24 protein-coding genes, 1 tRNA gene and 1 pseudogene are annotated in these 20,668 nt (G+C 69.1%); 18 read left to right on the plus strand and 8 right to left on the minus strand.

Annotated features, from left to right (window positions below; translation table 11 throughout):
* Nucleotides 1-107 precede the first annotated feature (107 nt).
* The 3 genes from mshA (at nucleotide 108) to AB0M95_RS14895 (ending at nucleotide 2,840) form a co-directional block, all read left to right on the plus strand.
* On the plus strand, nucleotides 108-1,403 hold the full coding sequence (mshA, locus tag AB0M95_RS14885) for a D-inositol-3-phosphate glycosyltransferase (protein ID WP_363763886.1): 1,296 nt from the start codon (nucleotides 108-110) through the stop codon (nucleotides 1,401-1,403).
* A gap of 90 nt (nucleotides 1,404-1,493) precedes the next feature.
* Nucleotides 1,494-2,024 carry a YbjN domain-containing protein gene (locus AB0M95_RS14890; protein WP_363763889.1) on the plus strand — a complete coding sequence of 177 codons (531 nt, stop codon included), beginning with the start codon at nucleotides 1,494-1,496 and terminating at the stop codon, nucleotides 2,022-2,024.
* 72 nt (nucleotides 2,025-2,096) lie between these two features.
* Nucleotides 2,097-2,840, plus strand: a complete 744-nt coding sequence (locus tag AB0M95_RS14895; RefSeq protein WP_358525714.1) for a phosphoglyceromutase — start codon at nucleotides 2,097-2,099, stop codon at nucleotides 2,838-2,840.
* An 87-nt stretch (nucleotides 2,841-2,927) separates the two neighbouring features.
* On the opposite strand, the gene phoU is transcribed toward AB0M95_RS14895, so the two are convergent.
* On the minus strand, nucleotides 2,928-3,587 hold the full coding sequence (gene phoU, locus AB0M95_RS14900; RefSeq protein WP_363763892.1) for a phosphate signaling complex protein PhoU: 660 nt from the start codon (nucleotides 3,585-3,587) through the stop codon (nucleotides 2,928-2,930).
* Between the two features lie 175 nt (nucleotides 3,588-3,762).
* Here phoU and AB0M95_RS14905 point away from each other — a divergent pair, with 175 nt between their 5' ends.
* Both AB0M95_RS14905 and AB0M95_RS14910 read left to right on the plus strand, forming a co-directional pair.
* A complete protein-coding gene (locus AB0M95_RS14905; protein ID WP_358525834.1) occupies nucleotides 3,763-4,878 on the plus strand; it encodes an ATP-binding protein in 1,116 nt (371 codons plus the stop codon).
* Nucleotides 4,875-5,564, plus strand: coding sequence for a response regulator transcription factor (locus AB0M95_RS14910; protein ID WP_358525710.1), 690 nt, complete (start codon nucleotides 4,875-4,877; stop codon nucleotides 5,562-5,564). The genes AB0M95_RS14905 and AB0M95_RS14910 overlap by 4 nt, the downstream gene beginning before the upstream one ends.
* Before the next feature lie 105 nt (nucleotides 5,565-5,669).
* On the opposite strand, the gene AB0M95_RS14915 is transcribed toward AB0M95_RS14910, so the two are convergent.
* A complete protein-coding gene (locus tag AB0M95_RS14915; RefSeq protein ID WP_363763895.1) occupies nucleotides 5,670-6,299 on the minus strand; it encodes a copper chaperone PCu(A)C in 630 nt (209 codons plus the stop codon).
* A 263-nt stretch (nucleotides 6,300-6,562) separates the two neighbouring features.
* On the opposite strand from AB0M95_RS14915, the gene AB0M95_RS14920 reads away from it, so the two are divergent.
* Nucleotides 6,563-7,045, plus strand: a complete 483-nt coding sequence (locus AB0M95_RS14920) for a CarD family transcriptional regulator (RefSeq protein ID WP_114028347.1) — start codon at nucleotides 6,563-6,565, stop codon at nucleotides 7,043-7,045.
* Between the two features lie 17 nt (nucleotides 7,046-7,062).
* The gene (gene ispF, locus AB0M95_RS14925; protein ID WP_363763899.1) at nucleotides 7,063-7,563 is read left to right on the plus strand and encodes a 2-C-methyl-D-erythritol 2,4-cyclodiphosphate synthase; all 501 of its coding nucleotides are present in this window, start codon (nucleotides 7,063-7,065) and stop codon (nucleotides 7,561-7,563) included.
* Nucleotides 7,564-7,951: 388 nt separating this feature from the next.
* Here the strand turns inward: ispF and AB0M95_RS14930 are convergent, their stop codons facing one another.
* Nucleotides 7,952-9,316, minus strand: coding sequence for a DUF2637 domain-containing protein (locus tag AB0M95_RS14930; RefSeq protein ID WP_363763901.1), 1,365 nt, complete (start codon nucleotides 9,314-9,316; stop codon nucleotides 7,952-7,954).
* A 427-nt stretch (nucleotides 9,317-9,743) separates the two neighbouring features.
* Between AB0M95_RS14930 and cysS the strand changes: the two genes are divergently transcribed.
* From cysS to AB0M95_RS14945, 3 genes are all read left to right on the plus strand, one after another.
* Complete coding sequence (gene cysS, locus AB0M95_RS14935; protein ID WP_363763904.1) at nucleotides 9,744-11,138, plus strand: cysteine--tRNA ligase; 1,395 nt, start codon at nucleotides 9,744-9,746, stop codon at nucleotides 11,136-11,138.
* A gap of 22 nt (nucleotides 11,139-11,160) precedes the next feature.
* Nucleotides 11,161-12,120 (plus strand): 23S rRNA (guanosine(2251)-2'-O)-methyltransferase RlmB, encoded by a 960-nt coding sequence (gene rlmB, locus AB0M95_RS14940; protein ID WP_363763907.1) that lies wholly within the window; start codon nucleotides 11,161-11,163, stop codon nucleotides 12,118-12,120.
* A gap of 174 nt (nucleotides 12,121-12,294) precedes the next feature.
* Nucleotides 12,295-12,367: transfer RNA gene (locus tag AB0M95_RS14945), tRNA-Thr, on the plus strand.
* Nucleotides 12,368-12,373: 6 nt separating this feature from the next.
* On the opposite strand, the gene AB0M95_RS14950 is transcribed toward AB0M95_RS14945, so the two are convergent.
* Nucleotides 12,374-12,652, minus strand: a complete 279-nt coding sequence (locus AB0M95_RS14950; RefSeq protein WP_363763910.1) for a hypothetical protein — start codon at nucleotides 12,650-12,652, stop codon at nucleotides 12,374-12,376.
* Nucleotides 12,653-12,971: 319 nt separating this feature from the next.
* Between AB0M95_RS14950 and AB0M95_RS14955 the strand changes: the two genes are divergently transcribed.
* On the plus strand, nucleotides 12,972-13,679 hold the full coding sequence (locus AB0M95_RS14955; RefSeq protein WP_363763913.1) for a hypothetical protein: 708 nt from the start codon (nucleotides 12,972-12,974) through the stop codon (nucleotides 13,677-13,679).
* Nucleotides 13,680-13,871: 192 nt separating this feature from the next.
* On the opposite strand, the gene AB0M95_RS14960 is transcribed toward AB0M95_RS14955, so the two are convergent.
* The 3 genes from AB0M95_RS14960 to AB0M95_RS14970 all read right to left on the minus strand — a co-directional run bounded on the left by AB0M95_RS14960 (nucleotide 13,872) and on the right by AB0M95_RS14970 (nucleotide 15,203).
* Complete coding sequence (locus AB0M95_RS14960) at nucleotides 13,872-14,264, minus strand: hypothetical protein (RefSeq protein ID WP_363763916.1); 393 nt, start codon at nucleotides 14,262-14,264, stop codon at nucleotides 13,872-13,874.
* A gap of 386 nt (nucleotides 14,265-14,650) precedes the next feature.
* Entirely contained in the window at nucleotides 14,651-14,806 is a 156-nt protein-coding gene (locus AB0M95_RS14965; protein WP_363763919.1) for a hypothetical protein, read from the minus strand.
* A 58-nt stretch (nucleotides 14,807-14,864) separates the two neighbouring features.
* Complete coding sequence (locus AB0M95_RS14970; protein WP_363763922.1) at nucleotides 14,865-15,203, minus strand: GntR family transcriptional regulator; 339 nt, start codon at nucleotides 15,201-15,203, stop codon at nucleotides 14,865-14,867.
* A 59-nt stretch (nucleotides 15,204-15,262) separates the two neighbouring features.
* Here AB0M95_RS14970 and AB0M95_RS14975 point away from each other — a divergent pair, with 59 nt between their 5' ends.
* The 6 genes and pseudogenes from AB0M95_RS14975 (at nucleotide 15,263) to AB0M95_RS15000 (ending at nucleotide 18,932) form a co-directional block, all read left to right on the plus strand.
* On the plus strand, nucleotides 15,263-15,631 hold the full coding sequence (locus AB0M95_RS14975) for a hypothetical protein (RefSeq protein ID WP_363763925.1): 369 nt from the start codon (nucleotides 15,263-15,265) through the stop codon (nucleotides 15,629-15,631).
* Nucleotides 15,538-16,188 carry a hypothetical protein gene (locus AB0M95_RS14980; RefSeq protein ID WP_363763927.1) on the plus strand — a complete coding sequence of 217 codons (651 nt, stop codon included), beginning with the start codon at nucleotides 15,538-15,540 and terminating at the stop codon, nucleotides 16,186-16,188. Before AB0M95_RS14975 ends, AB0M95_RS14980 begins: the two co-directional genes overlap by 94 nt.
* A 9-nt stretch (nucleotides 16,189-16,197) precedes the next feature.
* Nucleotides 16,198-16,557: a DUF1801 domain-containing protein gene (locus AB0M95_RS14985; RefSeq protein ID WP_363763930.1), complete on the plus strand. Its 360-nt coding sequence runs from the start codon at nucleotides 16,198-16,200 to the stop codon at nucleotides 16,555-16,557.
* A 227-nt stretch (nucleotides 16,558-16,784) separates the two neighbouring features.
* Nucleotides 16,785-16,931: pseudogene (locus tag AB0M95_RS14990) on the plus strand (IS256 family transposase); the annotation flags it as partial.
* Nucleotides 16,932-17,357: 426 nt separating this feature from the next.
* Nucleotides 17,358-18,155, plus strand: a complete 798-nt coding sequence (locus tag AB0M95_RS14995) for a phosphatase PAP2 family protein (RefSeq protein ID WP_363763932.1) — start codon at nucleotides 17,358-17,360, stop codon at nucleotides 18,153-18,155.
* A gap of 168 nt (nucleotides 18,156-18,323) precedes the next feature.
* The gene (locus tag AB0M95_RS15000; protein ID WP_363763935.1) at nucleotides 18,324-18,932 is read left to right on the plus strand and encodes a DUF6461 domain-containing protein; all 609 of its coding nucleotides are present in this window, start codon (nucleotides 18,324-18,326) and stop codon (nucleotides 18,930-18,932) included.
* Nucleotides 18,933-18,961: 29 nt separating this feature from the next.
* On the opposite strand, the gene AB0M95_RS15005 is transcribed toward AB0M95_RS15000, so the two are convergent.
* The gene (locus AB0M95_RS15005; protein ID WP_363763937.1) at nucleotides 18,962-19,888 is read right to left on the minus strand and encodes a hypothetical protein; all 927 of its coding nucleotides are present in this window, start codon (nucleotides 19,886-19,888) and stop codon (nucleotides 18,962-18,964) included.
* Nucleotides 19,889-20,021: 133 nt separating this feature from the next.
* On the opposite strand from AB0M95_RS15005, the gene AB0M95_RS15010 reads away from it, so the two are divergent.
* The gene (locus AB0M95_RS15010) at nucleotides 20,022-20,582 is read left to right on the plus strand and encodes a DinB family protein (RefSeq protein WP_363763940.1); all 561 of its coding nucleotides are present in this window, start codon (nucleotides 20,022-20,024) and stop codon (nucleotides 20,580-20,582) included.
* The last annotated feature ends 86 nt before the right edge of the window (nucleotides 20,583-20,668 follow it).

Consider the following 20,668-nt stretch of genomic DNA (forward strand, 5'->3'; position numbering starts at 1 on the left):
AGCGTGCGCGGGCGACGGTCGCGGGGACCCCATGGCACGGGCAGCCGGGAATCTTGTGTGGTTTCCGGCGGTTATATCCCCTCTGGAGGTGGTGTCAGGTGCCGGGAATGCCGGTCGCACGCCGGATCAACCGGATCGCGACGATCAGCATGCACACGTCCCCGCTGGACCAGCCGGGCACCGGCGACGCCGGCGGCATGAACGTGTACATCGTCGAGGTCGCCAAACGGCTCGCCGCCCTCGGCGTCGAGGTCGAGATCTTCACCCGCCAGACCGCCCGGGACCTTCCCCCGGCCGTCGAGCTGACGCCCGGCGTGACCGTGCGCCACGTCACCGCCGGGCCGTACGAGGAACTGGACAAGGGCGACCTTCCCCGCCAGTTGTGCGCGTTCCTCCACGGCGTGCTGCGCACCGAGGCGACGTACGACCCGGGGCACTACGACCTGATCCACTCGCACTACTGGCTGTCGGGCCAGGTCGGATGGCTCGCCAAGGAGCGCTGGGGCGTCCCGCTGGTGCACACCATGCACACCATGGCGAAGGTCAAGAACTATCTGCTCGCCGAGGGCGACCGGCCCGAACCCGTGGCCCGCGTGGTCGGCGAGGAGCACGTCGTCGAGGTCGCCGACCGCCTGGTCGCCAACACCGACGCCGAGGCCCGCGAACTGATCGACCTCTACGGCGCCCCCGCCGGGCGCGTCGCCGTGGTGAACCCCGGGGTCAACCTCCAGGTGTTCCGGCCCGCCTCCACGGGCGCCGCCCGCCACCGGCTCGGCCTCCCGCAGGACGCCCACGTCATGCTCTTCGTCGGGCGCATCCAGCCGCTCAAGGCCCCGGACGTCCTGCTCAGGGCCGCCGCCCGGATGATCGAGGAGGACCCCTCGCTGCGGTCCCGGCTCGTCATCGCCTGCGTGGGCGGCCCGAGCGGCAACGGCCTGGCCCGTCCGTCCTTCCTCACCGACCTCGCCGCCGAGCTCGGCATCTCCGACGTCGTCCGCCTCGCCCCGCCCGCCCCGCAGGACGAGCTCGCCGACTGGTACCGCGCGGCCGACGTCACCGTCGTCCCGTCCTACAACGAGTCGTTCGGCCTGGTCGCCCTGGAGTCCCAGGCCTGCGGCACGCCGGTGGCCGCGGCCGCCGTGGGCGGGCTGCGCACGGCCGTCCGGAACGGCGTGTCCGGCCTGCTCGTGGACGGGCACGAGCCGCACGCCTGGGCCGCCGCCCTGCGCCGCTTCGTCGACCGGCCCGCCTGGCGCGACGCGATGGCCGCGGGGGCCCGCGAGCACGCCACCGGCTTCGGCTGGTCGGCCACCGCCGCGCGGCTGATGGAGGTGTACGCGGCGGCCCTCGCCCGCGGGCGCACCGGAGGCCATCACGGAGGTCTGCTGATCACCGCCCGATAGACCTGGTACACAAGAACTCGTCAGGTATCGCCGGGTGTCGCCGGGTACGGAGCGGAGTGGGCCGGGAGTGAACGGGAAGTGAGCACTGCCATGGATCACGAGGCGGTCGTCGAGGCGGCCCTGAAGGCGTCCGAGGTCACCTACGAACGGCCCCGGCCGGGAGCCTTCCTGGTCAAACTGCCCGGCCACCACAAGCTGGCCACCATGACCTGGCTCACCCTGACCGACCAGGCCCTGCACGTCGAGGCGTTCTTCTGCCGCAAACCCGACGAGAACCACCTGGAGTTCTACCGGTGGCTTCTGTCCAAGAACGGATCGATGTACGGCGTCCACTTCGCCCTGGACGGCGTCGGCGACGTCCACCTCGTCGGGCACCTGCCCCTGTCGTCGGTGCGCGAGGACGAGATCGACCGCCTGCTCGGCTGCGTCCTCACCTACGCCGACGAGTGGTTCGACCGCGCCCTGGAACTGGGCTTCGCCTCCTCGATCCGCCGCGAGTGGGACTGGCGGGTCAAACGCGGGGAGTCGCTGGCCAACCTGCGGGCCTTCCAGGGCATCGTCGAGCGCGGCAGGCGCGAGGACACGGCCTCGCCGGAGGCTCCGTCCCCCCGCGAAGGCTGAGGTCCGCGGGCGCCGTCTCACCTGGTGTCCGCGCGCTGCGGGCCCCGCGCCGCAGACCCTAAGCTTGGGCGCATGGCTACTTTGGTGCTATTGCGGCACGGCGAGAGTGAGTGGAACGCGAAGGGCCTGTTCACCGGATGGGTCGACGTCACCCTCTCGCCCACGGGCGAGGAGGAGGCCCGGCGCGGCGGCAGGCTCCTGACGGAGGCCGGCGTGCGGCCCGACGTGGTGCACACCTCCGTCCTCACCCGCGCGATCCAGACCGCCAACCACGCCCTGGGCGCGGCCGGCCTGTTGTGGCTCCCCGTCTTCCGGTCCTGGAGGCTCAACGAGCGCCACTATGGCGCCCTCCAGGGCAAGAACAAGGCGCAGACCCGCGAGGAGTTCGGCGACGAGCAGTTCACGCTGTGGCGCCGCTCGTACGACGTGCCGCCGCCCCCGCTGGCGGACGACGACGAGTTCTCCCAGGCGGGCGACCCCCGGTACGACCTGCTGCCGCCCGAGCTGCTGCCCCGGACCGAATGCCTCAAGGACGTCGTCCAGCGCATGCTGCCGTACTGGTACGACTCGATCGTCCCCGACCTCGCCGCCGGCCGCACCGTCCTGGTGGTGGCCCACGGCAACTCGCTGCGCGCGCTGGTCAAGCACCTGGACGGCATCGGCGACGCCGAGATCGCCAAGCTGAACATCCCGACCGGCATCCCCCTGCGCTACGAGCTCGACTCCGCCTTCAAGCCGGTGAAGGCCGGCGGCGAGTACCTCGACCCGGAGGCCGCCGAGGCCGCGATCGAGGCCGTCGCCAACCAGGGCAGGTAACCCACGGGTTCATGGACATGAGGAAGCCCCGGACTCCCGGTCCGGGGCTTCCTCGATTCCGGATCTTTCCGGATGTTTCCTGAAGGCTCAGGACGCCGAGTCGTCCGGCTCGCGGCTGCCGGTCACCAGGTAGACCACGTCGCGGGCGACCCGGACGGCGTGGTCGGCGTACCGCTCGTAATAGCGGCCGATGAGCGTGATGTCCACGGCGGGCTCGATGCCGTGCGGCCAGTCCTTCGACAGCAACACGCGGAACAGCCGGCGGTGCAGCCGGTCCATCGCGTCGTCGTCGTCCTCCAGCTCCTTGGCGAGGTCGACGTCCCGCGTGGCGATGCAGCTCCCGGTCTTGGTGACCAGGCGCTCGGCGATCTGACCCATCTCCACGATCGTGTCGCGGACCTCGACCGGGATGGCCGAGACGGGGTGGCGCATCCGCGCGATCTTGGCCACGTGCTCGGCGAGGTCGCCCATGCGTTCCAGGTCGGCGCCCATGCGCAGCGCGGTGATCGCCGTGCGCAGGTCCACGGCTACGGGCTGCTGCGTCGCCATCAGCTCGTAGATGGACGCCTCGATCTCCGCGTACAGCCGGTTGACCTCGGCGTCCTGGGAGATCACGCTCTCGGCGAGCTGAAGGTCGGCGTCCAGCAGCGCGGTCGTCGCCCGGGAAATGGCGGAGCGGACCAGGTTGGTCATCTGCATCAACCGGTCGTTGAGGGCGTTGAGTTCTTCGTGGAAGGCATCGCGCATGCGGATCACGCTACGCGCGCGTTCGTGAACGAACCACGTCCGTCAGGTGAACTCTGCCGGAAACAGGCACCTCGGGGGGTCTGAGCGGCGAAGAGAGCCGCCTACTCTGGGAGGCGTGAGTGAGATCGTGACGAGCCTGGCCGCACTGGCGGGGTTTGTTGTCGGGGCGATCGTAATGGTGGCGGTGCGCCCTCGGGACAGACGTCGCACCGACATCCCTGAGAATTCTGACTCCACCTTGCCGCAAGGGGTGGCGTCCGTTCTCGCCGTGCTCCCCTCCTCCGCCGTCGTCCTCGACCGCGACGACCGCGTGCTGCGCGCCAGCTCGGCCGCCCGCGCGTTCGGCCTGGTCAAGGGCGACCACCTCATGGCGGCCGAGCTGCTCGCCCTGGCCCGCCAGGTGCGCAGGGACGGCGAGATCCGCGAGAGCGAGTTCGAGGTCGCGGGCCACAAGTTCGGCATGGAGGCGACCACCTTCGCCGTCCGCGTCGCCCCCCTCGGCAGCCACGGCCAGGTCCTCGTCCTCGCCGAGGACCAGACCGAGCGCCGCCGCGTCGAGGCCGTGCGCCGCGACTTCGTCGCCAACGTCAGCCACGAGCTCAAAACGCCCGTCGGGGCGCTCAGCCTGCTCGCCGAGACCATCCAGGACGCCGCCGAGGACCCCGTCGCGGTCACCCGCTTCGCCGGTCGCATGCAGCACGAGGCCGCGCGCCTCACCTACCTCGTCCAGGACCTGATCACCCTGTCGCGCATCCAGGGCGGCGAGCCGATCCCCACGCCCGGCTGCGTGCCCGTCGACGAGGTCGTCCACGAGGCCATCGACCGCTGCAACACCAAGGCCGCCGCCAAGGAGATCGTCCTGGTCGCGGGCGGCACCGAGGGCCTGCGCGTGTGGGGCGACGACGAGTTGCTCGTCACCGCGCTGCGCAACCTGATCGACAACGCCGTCGCCTACAGCCCCGAGAGCACGCGCGTCGTGGTCAGCGCCCGGCCGGCCGGCGAGGTCGTCGAGGTCAGCGTCAGCGACCAGGGCATCGGCATCCCCGAAAGCTCCCTGGAGCGCATCTTCGAGAGGTTCTTCCGCGTCGACGCCGCCCGCTCGCGGGCCACCGGCGGCACCGGCTTGGGCCTCGCGATCGTCAAGCACGTCGCCGTCGCCCACGGCGGCGAGGTGACGGTCTGGAGCAAGGAAGGCTCCGGCTCCACCTTCACCCTTCGTCTGCCGGCCTTCGGCGGCACGGCGATAGCCGTACCCAGCACCACATCAACCCCTCTGGAGGCCGCGAAGTGACCCGCGTGCTCGTCGTCGAGGACGAGGAGTCGTTCTCCGACGCTCTGTCCTACATGCTTCGCAAGGAAGGCTTCGAGGTCGCGGTCGCGGCCACCGGCCCCGAGGCGCTCGACACCTTCGACCGCAACGGAGCCGATCTCGTCCTGCTCGACCTGATGCTTCCCGGGCTGCCCGGCACGGAGGTCTGCCGGTCGCTGCGCCAGCGGTCCAAGGTGCCGGTGATCATGCTGACCGCCAAGGACAGCGAGATCGACAAGGTGGTCGGCCTCGAACTCGGCGCCGACGACTACGTCACCAAGCCGTTCTCGTCGCGCGAGCTGGTGGCCCGTATCCGCGCGGTGCTGCGCCGGCAGGGCGACGTCGAGGAGATCGAGCCGGCCGTCCTCACCGCCGGGCCGGTGCGCATGGACGTCGACAGGCACATCGTCGCGGTCCGCGGGCGGCAGGTGCAGCTTCCGCTGAAGGAGTTCGAGCTGCTGGAGGTCCTGCTGCGCAACGCGGGCCGCGTGCTCACGCGGGGGCAGCTCATCGACCGCGTGTGGGGCGCCGACTACGTGGGCGACACCAAGACGCTGGACGTCCACGTCAAGCGGCTGCGCGCCAAGATCGAGGCGGACCCGTCCAACCCCCGGTGCATCCTCACCGTCCGCGGGCTCGGCTACAAGTTCGACCCCGCCGAGGCCTGAGCGCCCCTTCGAGCCGTTCCTTCGAGCCGACTGTCCGAGCCGACTCTCCGAAGCCGACGCGGCCCGGTGCGCGCCTGTGGCGCCCCGGGCCTATTCGTGTGCCGTCTAGCCGTTCGCGGCGGGGCTCGCGTCCGGGGTGGCGCTTTCGGACGTCGACGGGACGGCCGAGGCGGTGGGCGACGGCGACGGGCTGGGCGCGGGGGGGAGGCTCGCGAACTCGCGGCTGCGGGTGATCACGGGGATCGTCATGGCGATGTCTCCGGCGTTGGTGAACCGGAGGGTCAGGGAGAGGCTCTCGCCGCCGCGCAGGGGCTTCTGAGTGCCTTCCAGGACCACCTGGGAGGCCGGCCTGCCGGTGTTGACGAGCTGCCCCGGGGGCAGCGTGATCGGGCCGCCCGACTTGACCGAGGTGGCGCTGCGGTCGTTGACGGCCACGCCCTCCAGGGTGTCGGAGTTGGTGCCGTAGTTCACCATCGAGAGGTACAGCGGGACGGAGCCGCCCGGCGCGATCTGCTGCCCGGAGTCGGGGCCGAGGGCGAACGCCTGGGCGACCTTGATGCCGTTGCGGCCGTAGGTCTTGGCCGATTCGGTGCCGTCGATCAGCACGTTGGCCTCGGTCGGCGCGTACGCGTTGCTGGTGTTGGCGTCGCTTCCCGCTCCGCACGCGGCCAGCGCCGGGCCGGCTGCGAGCAGCGCGGAGGCGATGATCACCCTGCGGCGGCTGGTGCTGGTCACAGTTCGAGCTCTCCTTGATACACATGAGTAGGGCCAACGGCAACCTTATCCGTGCCGTGCACCCCTTACGGAGCCGGGCCGGTGATCGCCGGAGCGCCCCCTCAGCCGCAGGTCATTGCGCATGTAAGAGTTCGGGATTCATGGAGTCCACCACTTGTCAAGTCCCAAATCGAGGCTTTGACCTGCAGTTATGTTGATTTCACTGTTCCGGGAGGGGGCTGGCGCGTGGTATCCTGGAGGACAGCGGAAGGGGTACTTGTCACATGACTTTCCAGGTCGGCGACACTGTCGTCTACCCCCACCACGGGGCTGCTCGAATCGAAGCCATCACAACCCGCACGATTAAGGGCGAGGACAGAACCTATCTGGTGCTGAAGGTCGACAAGGGCGACCTTACCGTTCAGGTGCCGGCGGAAAACGCCGAACTCGTTGGTGTGCGTGACGTTGTAGGCCAGGAAGGCCTAGAGCGTGTCTTCGATGTTCTGCGCATGCCGCACACGGAAGAGCCCACCAACTGGTCCCGCCGCTACAAGGCCAACCTCGAAAAGCTGGCGTCCGGCGACGTCAACAAGGTGGCCGAAGTGGTGCGCGATCTCTGGCGGCGCGACAAGGAGCGCGGCTTGTCCGCGGGTGAGAAGCGCATGCTCGCCAAGGCCAGGCAGATTCTGGTCAGCGAGCTCGCTCTGGCCGAGAAGACCAACGAGGACAAGGCCGAGGCTCTACTCGACGAGGTTCTCAACTCCTGAAAACCACACATCCACGGGTGGGCGTCGGGGTCGACGTCCACCCGTTCGCATCGGGCCGTGATCTCCACCTGGCCGGTCTCCACTGGCCGGGCGAGACCGGGCTCGCGGGCCACTCCGACGGCGACGCCGCCGCGCACGCGTGCTGCGACGCCCTGCTGTCGGCCGCGGGCCTCGGCGACATCGGAGGGCTTTTCGGCACGTCCGACCCCCGATGGGCCGGCGCCTCGGGCGTCACTCTCCTCGAAGAGGCCGCGCGGCACGTCCGTGCGGCCGGTTTCGAGGTCGGCAACATCGCCGTGCAGATCATCGGCAACCGTCCCAAGCTCGCGCCGCGCCGTACCGAGGCCGAGAAGGTCCTCGGTACGGCCGTCGCCGCGCCGGTGAGCGTCAGCGCCACCACGACCGACGGGCTCGGCCTCACCGGGCGGGGCGAGGGCGTGGCGGCCATCGCCACCGCGCTCGTCTTCCCGGCCGACCCGCCGTCCGCGCCAACCGATCGGGCCTCGCGCACGTCTTAGTAGCGGGATCCCAAGTGGGTCCCACTGCTCGCGAAACCGGAGGACGGCGTCCCGCTGACCGGCGCGGCGCGGGGCGTCGTCCTCCCTTTCGTGCCTGTGACCAGGCGCTTTTCCGCTTTTATGATGACCCAGGTCGGCCCGCGGGCACGGCGGTCACGCGCAGGGAGCGGTGACTGCGCCCGGATACGCGAAGACCCGCCCTATCCTCCAGGACCGGGCGGGTCTTCGCGTATGTCGTTTTCTCGTCCCTTTCTCGACTTTTTCGGGACCGAGCTCTTCGCGCCAGGGCGCGGGACGTCCGAGCGTTCAGGGACCTCCTGGTCGCGAGGCGACCGCCTCCGGAGGCCGGTCCTCGGGCGGTCATCCCCGTGTGGTCATCCCAGGGCGGTCACTCTTCCGGGGGGAGCGGGGTGCTGCGCATGCGCCCCGACGGCGGGGCCGCGACCTCTCCGCCACCGGGCCGCCGACTCTCACCCTCGGAAACCTCGTCCTCGCGCCCGGAAGCGTCCTGGGGCGCGTCCGAGGGGGTCTGCGCGGACGTCGCCCTCGTCTCCGCCAGCGCGGCGACGTCCGCGCGCAGGTGCGGGTACGGCTGGGTGTCCTTGTCCACCGACGACGCCTCACCGGGCTCGTCCGCGCGGTCATGCGCCTCGGCGGGCTCGTCCCGATCGGATACGGGGTCGGTGATGTGCGGGTAAGGCTGCGTGTCGCCCAGCTCGCGTTCGGCGGGCTTGGGCAGCGGGTGGACCAGCACGTCGCCGCTGGAGGGCCGCACGAGATCGCCCCAGCGCAGCGGACGGTCGGGGTCGCGGTGGGGCGAGCCTGACGCCGTGCCGGGACGCGGCTGGGGCACGAGACGCTGCTCGGGCTCCGGCTCGGGAACGGTGTGCTCCTGGGCCACACCCGTCAGCCCGGCCGCGGCGGGCGGTTCCTCGTCCTCCTGGCCGCCGGGCTCGGCCGGGGTCGTGGCGGGCGGCTCCTCCGGGACGTCCTGCTCCGCGGGCCGCTTGTCGGCCGTCTCCAGAGGCGGAAGCTCGTCCACGGTGGGAGTCTCGGGCGCGGGCGTCGGAGGCACCACAGGCGTGATCTCGGGCTCGGACGGGTCCTCCACCGGCGCGTCCGGCTCGCGGTGGCGCACGGCGACGCTGTGCGCGTGGTGGGGCAGGGCTTCGAGCGGGGGCGCCAGCTCCGGGTCGCGCTCCTCGCCGCCGAAGGGGACGATGTCGCGTTCGGCCGGCCTGTCCGCGTTCGTCGTCGTCGCGTATGCGGGGAAGCGCCGTGCGGGGAGCAGGAAGAGCCAGAGCCCGATGACCAGCATCACCCAGGGCGCCACGGCGATGCCCACGGTCGCCTGATCCGCCGAGACTGAGGTGCCCGTGGCGACGACGACGTTCGCCGCGGCGGCCGCCACGATCAGCAACGCCAGGACGATCACGGCCTGGAGGCGGATGAGGAGCCGCGCGGGGCGCAGGAGCAGCACGCTGATCAGCGCGATGGCCAGCAGCGCGTCGAACCCGGCGGGGTACAGATAGGCGAAGTCGGCGCGGGCGCCTCCCGCCAGGGCGAGGAAGCGCAGGCCGTCGAACGACAGCACGCAGGCGGCGGCGGCCAGTCCGGTGACCGCGACGGCCGCTACGGCGGTGCCCAGGCGGCGCAGCACCAGCGCCGCTCCGGTCGGCTGGGCGGCTGGGGGTGGTGGGAGCTCGAACCGGCGGGCGGAGCGGCCTGCCGGCAGCGGGGGAGTGACGTCCATGGCGGTTCGAGCCTACAGAATCGGCGTTCCGATAACCGGTCAGCGCGCCCGCGCCACGCCACGCGACCCCGTGCACCCGCGGTCACGGGGCGGGACGGGAGGGGCGTCTCGCGGCGAATGTGACGACCGAAAACAGGGGTGCGCCGGTCGCGTGAAGTCACCGCCGTCCGACTCCGGCGGCTTACCGGAGCCTTACCGGCCCTCAATGCCGGATACGGGCAAGCCGCATGGATTCCGATTTACGTCCCCATGAAGGTGTCATGCCTCGTACCTGTACAAATCATTGCGGACAAGGAGTCTCATAAGGGATGACTCGGCTGCTCGCCCCGGAGGTCCGGAAAGGCCGCCGCGTTCACTTTCGCATTGGCGGCGAGTGAGGTCGGGCAACCAGTCCTGTCAGGCCCTGCGAGGCATTAGCCTTGCGTTCGTGAGTCTGCGCCTATACGACACCAGCACCCGTGCGGTCCGCGACTTCGTCCCCGTCCAGCCCGGGCGGGTCTCGATATACCTGTGCGGGGCTACTGTGCAGGCTCCGCCACATATCGGGCACATCCGGTCCGGCGTCAACTTCGACGTGATGCGCCGCTGGCTGACACGCTCGGGCTACGACGTGTCCTTCTGCCGCAACGTCACCGACCTCGACGACAAGATCCTCCGCGTCGCCGCGGAGGAGGGAGTGCCCTGGTACGTCGTCTCCGAGCGCAACCAGCGCGCCTTCACGTGGGCGTACGAAGCCCTCGGGTGCCTGCCGCCCACGGTGGAGCCCCGGGCGATGGGCCACATCCCCGAGATGGTCGAGCTGATCCACCGGCTGATCGACAAGGGCCACGCCTATGCCGCGGGCGGCGACGTGTACTTCGACGTCATGTCCTACGCCGAGCGCTACGGCAGGCTCTCCAACCAGCGCCCCGAGAACATGCGCGCCGCCGCCGACACCGACGCCGACTGCAAGCGCGACCCCCGCGACTTCGCCCTGTGGAAGGGCGCCAAGCCCGGCGAGCCCACCTGGCCCACCCCGTGGGGCTCCGGCCGTCCCGGCTGGCACATCGAATGCTCCGCCATGGCCACCAAGTACCTCGGCGAGACCTTCGACATCCACGGCGGCGGCGTCGACCTGATCTTCCCGCACCACGAGAACGAGGTCGCCCAGTCCCAGGCCGCCGGCGACGGCTTCGCCCGCTACTGGCTGCACAACGGCATGCTCAAGGTCGGCGCCGAGAAGATGAGCAAGTCGCTCGGCAACTCGCTGCTCGTCCCCGCGATGCTCACCAAGGTGCGCGCGGTCGAACTGCGCTACTACCTTGTCGCCGCCCACTACCGCTCCTCGATCGACTACTCCGAGGAGGCCTTGGCCGAGGCCGCCGCCGGTTACCAGCGCATCGAGGGCTTCGTCACCCGCGCCGCCGAGGTCATCCACGACGTCGACGCCGCCGCCCCCCTTCCGCAGGCGTTCGCCGACGCGCTGGACGACGACCTCGGGGTGCCCCAGGCGCTCGCCGTCGTCCACGAGGTCGTCCGCGAGGGCAACGTCGCCCTCGCCCACGGCAACAAGGAGCAGGTCGCCCGTCTTCTCGCCGAGACCCAGAACATGCTCGACGTCCTCGGCCTCGACCCGCGCTCGCCGCAGTGGCGGGGCTCCGCCGCCGACGCCGGGCTGCACGAGACGGTGGATGCGCTGGTCAAGGTCGCCCTGGAACAGCGCCAGGCCGCCCGCGCCCGCAAGGACTACGCCGCCGCCGACGCCATCCGTGACCAGCTCGCGGCCGCCGGCGTGATCGTCGAGGACACCCCCCAGGGTCCTCGATGGGAACTGGCGCGCTGATCGCCCCGGTAGGCTTGCAGGCATGGCAGGTGCGGGTAAAGGGTCCGGCAGATCCGGCGGTAAGCGGCAAGGCGCCACACGAGGCACGGGCGGGCAGGGCCGCAAGACGCTCGCGGGCCGGGGGGCGACACCCCCGGCGAGCGAGCGGCACTGGTTCAAGGACCGCCAGCGCGCCGCCGCCGCGTCGGGGGCCCGTCCCAAGGAGCAACCCGCCCGCGCGCGCAGCGCTCGGCGTGAGGACGCCCCCGAGGTCATCGGCGGGCGCAACCCCGTCGTCGAGGCCCTGCGCGCCGAGGTCCCGGCCACCACGCTGTACGTCGCGCAGCGCGTCGACCACGACGACCGCGTGCGCGAAGCGATCAAGATAGCGTCCAACCGCGGCATCGCCCTGCTCGAGGTCAGCCGCGACAAGCTCGACCGGCTCACCGAGGGCACCGTCCACCAGGGCCTGGGCCTCCAACTCCCGCCCTACGACTACGCCCACCCCGACGACCTGGTCGAGCAGGCCCAGGACGCCGCGGAGGTCCCGCTCATCGTCGCCCTCGACGGTGTCACCGACCCGCGCAACCTCGGCGCCATCGCCCGCTCCGCCACGGCCTTCGGCGCCCACGGCATCCTCGTCCCCACCCGCCGCTCGGCCGGTGTCACCGCCGGGGCCTGGAAGACCTCGGCGGGCACCCTGGCCCACATGCCCGTGGCCCGGGCCGCCAACCTGACGAACACCCTGCGCGAGTACCGCGAGCGCGGCCTGTTCGTCGTCGGCCTGGACGGCGAGGGGCCCGTCGACATCGGCGACGTCGACCTCGCCACCGAACCGCTCGTCATCGTCATCGGCTCCGAGGGCAAGGGCCTGTCCCGTCTCGTCCGCGAGTCGTGCGACGTGGTGGCCCGCATCCCCATGCGAGCCGCCGCCGAGTCCCTGAACGCCGGCGTGGCCACAGGCATAGCCCTCTACGAAGTGGCCCGCCTCCGCCGCCGCTGACCCCCGCCCCTGACGAGCACAGGCACCCGCGTACGAACGATCACGGGCACCCGTGAACGAAGGAGCACGGGCACCCGTGAACGAACGCCGCCGAACGAACCTCAACGGGCCTGACACCCACAACGCCGGTGCCAGGCCCCACCCCATGCCACTAAACTCTTAGAGCACCACCCGGCCGACGTAGCTCAATCGGCAGAGCAACGGTCTTGTAAACCGTAGGTCAGGGGTTCGATTCCCCTCGTCGGCTCCCAGTTCAGAGGCCCTGTCCTGCCGCCAGCGGGGTGGGGTCTTCTGATCGTTTGGGAGACCACTGGGAGATCACCTTCAGACGGCCGCCCCGGAACGGCTCCAGCAGCCCATCCAGGATCGGCACCGGCGACCGCAACCCCAGCGCCGCGCGCTGCGCCAGCGCCGACTCCCACCGCTCCTGCAGCGCGCCCAGCAACTGCTCGCGCGGCAACGACGTGAACGGGCACGCCCGCGAGAAGCAACGTGGTCGCGTGGATGTGTCGATGGTCGTGAAGCCGAGCATGGGGAGCGGCTTCTAGGGAGCGCAGCCTCCTCACCCCTGCGTGCTCGACGTGCTCGGCGCGGAATGTCCTTCCGGCGCACTTATTCGGTCGTGAGTTGCCTTTCTCCTCCGCCCGGCGTTCCTTCCCGCACCCAAGGAGATCTGCCGTAGAACTCTGCCGCGCGTCGGGCTATCGCAACATCACGCAATAGCCCTGGCGGCCCCGGAGAACTGACGTAATGATCTTTATTCTCGATTATTTGATATTGGCTCGATTATGGATATTGATCTGGGTGATTATCCGGCCTAATATGTGTGTCTGATCCGAAGGAGCCGGGCGATGGTCTTCGACAGCGGTGTGGTCACCTCATACGTCGCTGCCGCGCAAACGCGCCCGGTGGCCGATTCGACGATCAGGGCACTGCTGGACGGCCTCGCCGCGCGAGTGGCGCAGCAGCTCGGCGAGCTTCCTCTCCACGACCTGCGCCAGTGGCCGAACGATCCCAACGTCCGGGCCCATGTCGCGCAGGCGATCGACCTCGCCGCGGCCACTGACACCACCTTCGCCGACGATCTTGCTCGGACCCAGGCGCAACTCGACGGTCTCGGCGCGTCGGCGCTGACTCGAATCGCCTACATGCCGTACCAAGCCGCCGCCACAAGCACCGGCCCGGCCTTTCGACGCGCGCCGATCATCCGGATCGGAGGTGGCCGATCATCGTCGTTCATTCTGACCCCGGCGTCACTCAACATCGTGCGGCGTGGACCTGGATGGGCCAAGCGCACCTACGTCACCGGCCTCATTATTTTCGTACTCGGTTTTGCAACCTTCGTGATCGGCGGCTTTACCGGCATACAGTCTGGGGACACCCACGGACCGAACGGACTTTTCGTGTTCGGATTCGTCACCGCCTTCATCGGCGTCGTCGTGACAGGAACCGGCATCGTCGGTGCTGGCCTTAGCCGATCCGCTGTGTCACCAGCGGAACAGGCGACCCCGGACAGGCCAGATGTGTCCTCGGACGGCGAGACGCCGGGCAACGGGTAACGGGCGGATACGATGTCCTGCCGGGCACGTAGCTGTCCGGCGACCGGCCACAAAGCCGAGGCCCTCGAGCCTGGTGCCGGGGGCCGGAGGGTTGCTGCTGGTGATGGGCCCGCCCACTCCCGAGCCGATTGCCGAAAGCTCTTGCACAGGCCCTCGGCTCGGGTGGTGTGCTGTGGCAGTTGCCGACAGGCGTCAGGGCACGATGACGTTGAAGGGGATGTCGGCAGCGGCGCCGTTGTTGCCGGCGCCGACGAAGATGTGGCGGGCGGAGTCGCCACACTGGGTGGCTTGCTGGTCGACGAACACGGTGGAGTTCCAGGGAGCGCCCCACCGCTTGGTCGCGACCGGGACGGCCTTCGTTGCGTCGATGTCGGGGTCGACCTCAATGCAGTACTGGCCGGTGTTGATCTTTCGGACTGCGGTAACGCCCTTCGAACGCACGACGCTGCCATTGGCATCGACGACGGCGGCGGCACGGGCGTAGGGGGCTTGGGCACCGCCGATGGCGGCGTAGGCGACGCCGGCGGCAACGCCGCCGATGGTCAGGGCGGAGGTCAGGACGATGGCGGGGAGTTTGGCTCGCATGCTTGCTCCTTCGCTGGGGATGTGGCGATCCCTACACAGGATCGTCGCAGAGTAGTTGATCAGTAGCTGACTGTAACTGAAGGTGAGGTCGCTATTGCCCGAACCGCCCGACGGCGCCATCGTGTGAGTGCTCCGACTGAGTACTGTAACGGGACAGAATGGTAATTCTGCCCCCCAGCTTCAGTGCACTGACCTGCGGAAACGTCGTGCTGGGTTCCCGGTCGCCCGAACGGCGCGCTGGTTTGTCTCCCAGCGTCCGATCATTCAGGCCGTCTGTGCATGGCTATTCAGGGCCGATCATGCGGGTGCACGCCGCCACGCCGGGCCCGGGTGGGCGCTGTCGGAACTCAGCGACACGGACGAGTCCGGCACGTGCGCGAGCGCTGTCACCTCTCGCTGGCAAGGCCGGCCGAGAGGGGTAGCCCTCGCTGTCGCATGGCGTCGACCGCCTGGAGCATGCGGGTGATCTCGTCGCGGTAATACGTCAGCACCTCGTGTTGGGCGGCCAGGTCGCCGAGCGGGAGGATCGTGCCGGTGACCAAGGCACCAGCAGATCGCCGCCGAGATACGGACACAGATCATGTCCGGCCCATGTGCGGTTCAAAGGCCATCTCGCGAAATCCGTTCCTCCTGAATGGGAATGCGCCCCCGCGCGATCGTGCCGAGCCCGATTTGTGCTGCGATCTCATCAATGCACCGCGGCTCCAGGACGGTCAGCGGTGTGATGACTTCGCTTTCGAAGCCGAGGGCGAGTGAACGTTTGACCAGGTCGAGGGCCGGTCGATTGCGGGCTGTCCGGCGTGCGATGCCGAACTCTTCGGCCATGCGAGGTTCGCCGGGGATGGGGTAGCCCGGCTTGTAGACGCCGGCTTTGATGTGGCGGCGCATCTCGGCGAGTACCTGCGCTGACTTGGGCTGATCAGGCCGAAAGTCGATCACAGGACTGACGATAGGAAGCGAACGGTAGCCCCGCCACGGCCAAGGCGGCCACCCGCCACATGAGCACCTTCCGCACCCGCCTGGCCTCAGGAGAGAAACCCTGCCGCAAGCGCATGGCCACCCTGACAGTGGTCTACGACGCCGCGCCCGCACCACGCTGCCCTCACGACGTGATCGCGCCTCCCGGCGGACGAGGCGGCACCCGGCCGCTGCGGCCCGGCCCCAAGGCGAGCGGCACGTGGCTGTACGGATCGGTGGCCGCCGGTCCCGAGGAGGTGATCGCGACGATGTTCGACCACGCCGAAGCCCGCGACCCCTTCACGCGCGGACCTGGGTGGTGCTGGTCGACGGAGCCCGTCATCAGCTCGACCTCATCCGCGCCGAAGCCGAACGCCGCACCGTACGGATCCACATCGTCATCGATCTGATCCACGTGCTGGAATACCTATGGAAAGCGGCGTGGTGCCCGCACGCCACCGACGATCCGGCCGCCGAGGACTGGGTCGCCACCCATGCGCTCGCCCTGCTGGCCGGTCACCTCGACCACGTCGTGGCCACCCTCGATGCCCAGGCCACCGCAGCCGGCCTGACCCCTGATCACCGCAACGGGGTGGACACCTGCATCCGCTACCGGACCGGCCACGCCGAGTTCTTGCACTACGACCACGCCCTGGAGCACGGCCGGCCGATCGCCACCGGCGTCATCGAAGGAGCCTGCCGCCACCTGATCGGCGACCGCCTCGACATCACCGGCGCCCGCTGGGGGCTACCAGGTGCCGAAGCCATCCTGAAACTCCGCGCTCTGATCTCCTGCGAGACTTCCCGGCCTACTGGCGCTATCACCTCGACCGCGAACACCAACGCATCCATCAAGCCCCTCACCAGGACCAATACACCCACACCGCCTGATCGACCAGCTCACTGCGGAAGAGCTACACCCTACGGATATTCCCACCGAGATGCGGTTGTCGGGGCGCGCTGCTAGTTTGGGGGAATGTCCAATTCAAAAAAGGTCGACGATTTCCTCGCCAAGCTGGACCATCCGCTGAAGGAGGAGATGAAAGCCATCAGGGCTATCATCACCGCCAATCCCAAAATCGAAGAAGACGTTAAATGGGGTGGCCCCAGCTTCGCCTACAAGGAGGAACTGGCCACCTTCAGCCCGCGGGTCAAGGACGCCGCCGCTCTGGTCTTCCACCAGGGCGCCCTGCTCAAGGACGAGGGCGGCCTGCTGGAGCCCGGCCCCAAGGGCAAGGCGTACGCCAAGATCCGCAGCATGGGCGAGGTCGAGGCCAACAAGGAGGCGCTGGAGCAGCTCGTCAACGAGTGGATCGAACTGATGGACAAGAAGTAGCGACCGCCGGTCAGTCGGTCGATTCGCGGCAGGTCACGCGGGGTCCGCACGATGTCCGGTCACGTGCCGGCCGCCGGCCCGTTCACGTCCAGGGAGATGGTGTGCGGGTGATCAAGCCCTGCGGCTGGTACAGGTGAGATCCACGTGACAAAAGACGGCCACTTCGTAATCCTTCGGTTCGCTCACATCAAGCTCACATCAACACGAAGGGGACGAAGTGGCCGTCAATGACATTGTGCCCGCTACCGGGGGAGTACTTCGAGGAGACCCTGGCCGCGGCGAGCCCGGACCTGCTGCGCAGGATGATCCGCGAGTTCGCGCAGCGGATGATGGACGCCGAGGTCGAGCAGATCTGCGGCGCCGGCTACGGCGAGATCACCGCCGGGCTCAGCCGTGGGTGGCGACCATGCTGCGCACCGTCTTCGAGCAGCCCGACGCCGAGTCGGTCTACGCCCGGCACCGCCATGTCGTGGAGGTGCTGATCACGGTGCCCCGGTGGCGGGCGGGCACGGACACGTCGGTGTTGCCGCGGGCCTATCGTCACCAACGGGACCGCCGACAACCAACTTGGCAAGATCCAGCAGCAGAAGCGTGGTCGCGTGGACGTGCCGAAGATCGTGAAGCCGGGCATGGGGGAGCGGCCAGGCCCAGTGAACCACCGACCAGCCCAGACAGTTAAAGAGCACCATAACCAGGCCGCCAATGGTTCTCGCGCCGGCATGGCCGGCCTTCAGCCCGCAACACATTCATCGGCTGTGACATGATCCATGCCGAAGCCGGGGTGCGTTAGTGTGACCCGCGTGAACCTGCGTGAGGTGGCCGACGGTCGATTATCGCGCCTGGTGGCGCGTGCTCGCTCAGCCGCACTTGTCGGGAGGATGGGTGGGCGGCGCCCCGCACCACTCGTCGAAGTGGCCGGTCTGCTGCTGGTGATCCTGCTCTTCTCACGGCTTCATGCCGCCGCCGGGAAAGACGTCGCAGCCGCCACCGCCAACGCTTTGGCCCTGCAATCCATTGAACGGGCCGTTCACCTGGACATCGCGCTGAGGGCGAACCAGTGGCTGACCGAGCATCCGGCCCTCATCCAGCCGGCGGTGTATTACTACCGCCTGTACTACCTCGCGATCATCGGTGTGCTGGTGTGGGTCTTCGTTCGGCATGCCGATGTATACGTCAAGGTCCGCCGGACCCTCATCGCGATGGTCGTTCTCGTGCTGCCCGTTTTCTGGGCACTGCCCATGTCGCCCCCACGGTTCGCCTTACCGGGTGTCGTCGACATCATTGCCGAGCACGACATCCTGGGCGGCCATGCCTCACGAGAGATCGAGAACGGCCAGAACCTGTATTCGGCGATGCCCAGCATGCACGTGGGGTGGTCGTTGTGGTGCGCGTATTCCGTGTGGTACGCGCTGCGGTCCTCCCATCCGCGATCGGCGTTGCTCTCGTGGACTTTTCCGCTGGGGATGGCGGCAGTCGTGCTCATCACGGGGAACCACTATGTGCTCGACATCGCCGGAAGCGCCGTCTTGCTGGTCGTCTCCATCGCTGTCGTATCAGCGTGGGGTCACCTGGCCGAGCGCCGGCGTGCCGGCGATTGAGCGCCTGCGGACAGCCGCAGGGAAAACCGAAAGCCCAAAGCGATCTTCATGTGCTTTCTGGCCGTAGCACCGTTTGAGCTGGACGATGATGACTAGAAGCAGGCATACCCCGCTCCCGCTCGACCGCGCGTCGCCGGGAAGCGATGCTTGTGCTGGAAGGACACTTCGATGAAATCCGCTGAGCGGCTCCACGACCTGCTTCACTCCTACGGGCGGTTCTACGGTGACGAGGAGGAGCCCCTCGCGGAATTCTGTGCCGCTTGGTGTGAAGGAATCGGGGTCGAGGAGGCCGCGCGGCGACTCGGGGCGGATCTGGATTCCCGCACCGACGGCGACCTCAGGAACATCGCGAACGCGAAGGGCGACAACCTCGTCCTGGTGGGACCTTCCGGGGCGTGGACGTTGATCTTCCAGATCGGCGGGTGGGACTGCGCCTCGCTGGTAGGAATGTCCGCCCTGTCGCGTGACTCGGGCCGGGCTCTGAGCCTGGCATGGGGCTACGACGGCGACGAAACCCTCAATTACGCGATGGACGGGCAGATGATCACGAGTCTCAGCGTCACCTACCCGCCGCTCCGCGACGGAGCCGACCCTCATGCGCTGGACCCCTACGTGGAAGGGCTGCGTTTCGAACTGGGCAGCGGTCCAGAGGGACCTTCACTCGCGGAGTGCGTGACTTCAGCGCTGACCGTGATCGCCCGGGTCACCGGCCGGGAGATCGACCAGGAGCGGCTGGACGGCACGCACGCGCTGTACTTGATGCCATCTCGGGACTGACGGGCGCGCTCGGGTTCGGGTGGCGGTTCTCAGGGTGGGGCCAGGTGGAGGATCTGGTCGCGGACTTGGTCGTTCAGGTCGGCCTGGAGCAGGCCGTTGTCGATCGCGGGGACGCAGCCTATCGAGATCGTCACCGCGGCGGCTGGTCCTTCTGGGTAGTCGAATATGAGCCGGATGTCGCGTTCGTGGTCGGTTCCGCTCGCTTGGCATGCGTTCTGGCTCGGCACGGTGTCCAGAGAGTTCAGCGTTTCGGCCAAGGCGCGGGCGACGTCTCTGCCATGACGTTTCCGGTACGGGGGCCGTCGATACGTGGCGTCCCTGCACACCGTGAGCCGGCCGGGCCGTCCTGGGACCATCGATTCGTGCTGGCCGCGGCGGTCGCCGGGGCCCAGACAGGGGTCGTCCGGCGATGCGGGCCGCCAGGCTCCTTCCTTGTAGGCGGTGGTGATGGCGGGGCCGGCGTACGAACGGGTGCCGGCAGTGCCGTTGGTGGTCCTCACGCAGTGGTTGACCTCCTCGGCGCTGCCCACCCACAGGGCGCGGCCGTCGGGGTAGGCGAACCGGATGAGGTAGTTGGTCATCGGTCCCCCCACCGCCGTGCATGGGCCGCCCAGGTCAGCGGTGGTCACCGGGAGGTAGGCGAGGTCCCGGGCCATCGCCGCCGTCTGTTGATCCGTGAGTGTCCGGGAACCGGCCAGACGCTCGCCTCCCGGACGCGAGTTGTCCCCGGGGTAGGCGCAGATGAGGGCCGTCACCGGCGAGTCAGGGACGAGCGACTCCTCCGCACCGTCGATGTCGGCGGCGGTGGGCACCCAGCCGCCGACCTCGCCGCCCCACCGTTCCGGGCAGGTGGACGGTACGGGCGGTGACTCGCCGGCCGATCCCGAGAGCACCACAGCCGCCGTACAGGCCCCCGCCACCACAAGACCGGCGCCGATCACGTTGAAGACCTTCACCTGTTCATAGACGTCGATTCTCGTTCCTCGGTTCGGCTTTGCTCGTGTCGCCGCTATTCAGGTCAGGAAGTGGCCGCTATGAGGCCTAGCGTGGGACACGAAGGCGATCCACGACCGACGAGGGGCGGAGACCATGACCATGAACGAGCAGTTCACCGAGCGCGGGCAGGCCGATTCGAGCGGCCTCAGCGATGAGCGTGCCGATTTGCTGGAGACGCTGGCCAAGCACCGGCACTTCCTGCGGTTCACCACGCGCGGGCTCACCGACGAGCAGGCCGGGCAGCGGACCACCGCGAGCGAGCTCTGCCTGGGCGGGCTCGTCAAGCATGTCGCGGCCGTGGAACGGGGGTGGGCCGACTTCATCCTGGAAGGGCCATCGGCGATGGCCGACTTCTCGGCCATGACCGAGGAGGACTTCGCTCGCTGGGCCGACGAGTTCCGGATGCTGCCCGGCGAGACGCTGGCCGGCGTACTGGACGACTACGCCGAGGCGGCGCGCCGGACCGACGAAGTGGTCGTCACCCTGCCCGATCTGAATGCCGCGCATCCGCTGCCGAGCGCCCCCTGGTTCGAGCCGGGCGCGAAGTGGTCGGCCCGCCGGGTGCTGTTGCACATCATCGCCGAGACCGCGCAGCACGCCGGCCACGCCGACATCATTCGCGAGTCGCTGGACGGCGCCAAGTCCATGGGCTGATTCCCGAATTCTCGAAGCCCATCGTCACGAGACCTTCTCAAAGGCCGTCTTCATGCCGTCGACGATGACGCCGTACCCGTTGTGAG

The organism is Sphaerisporangium sp. NPDC051017, from assembly GCF_040683095.1.
Classification (GTDB): domain Bacteria; phylum Actinomycetota; class Actinomycetes; order Streptosporangiales; family Streptosporangiaceae; genus Sphaerisporangium.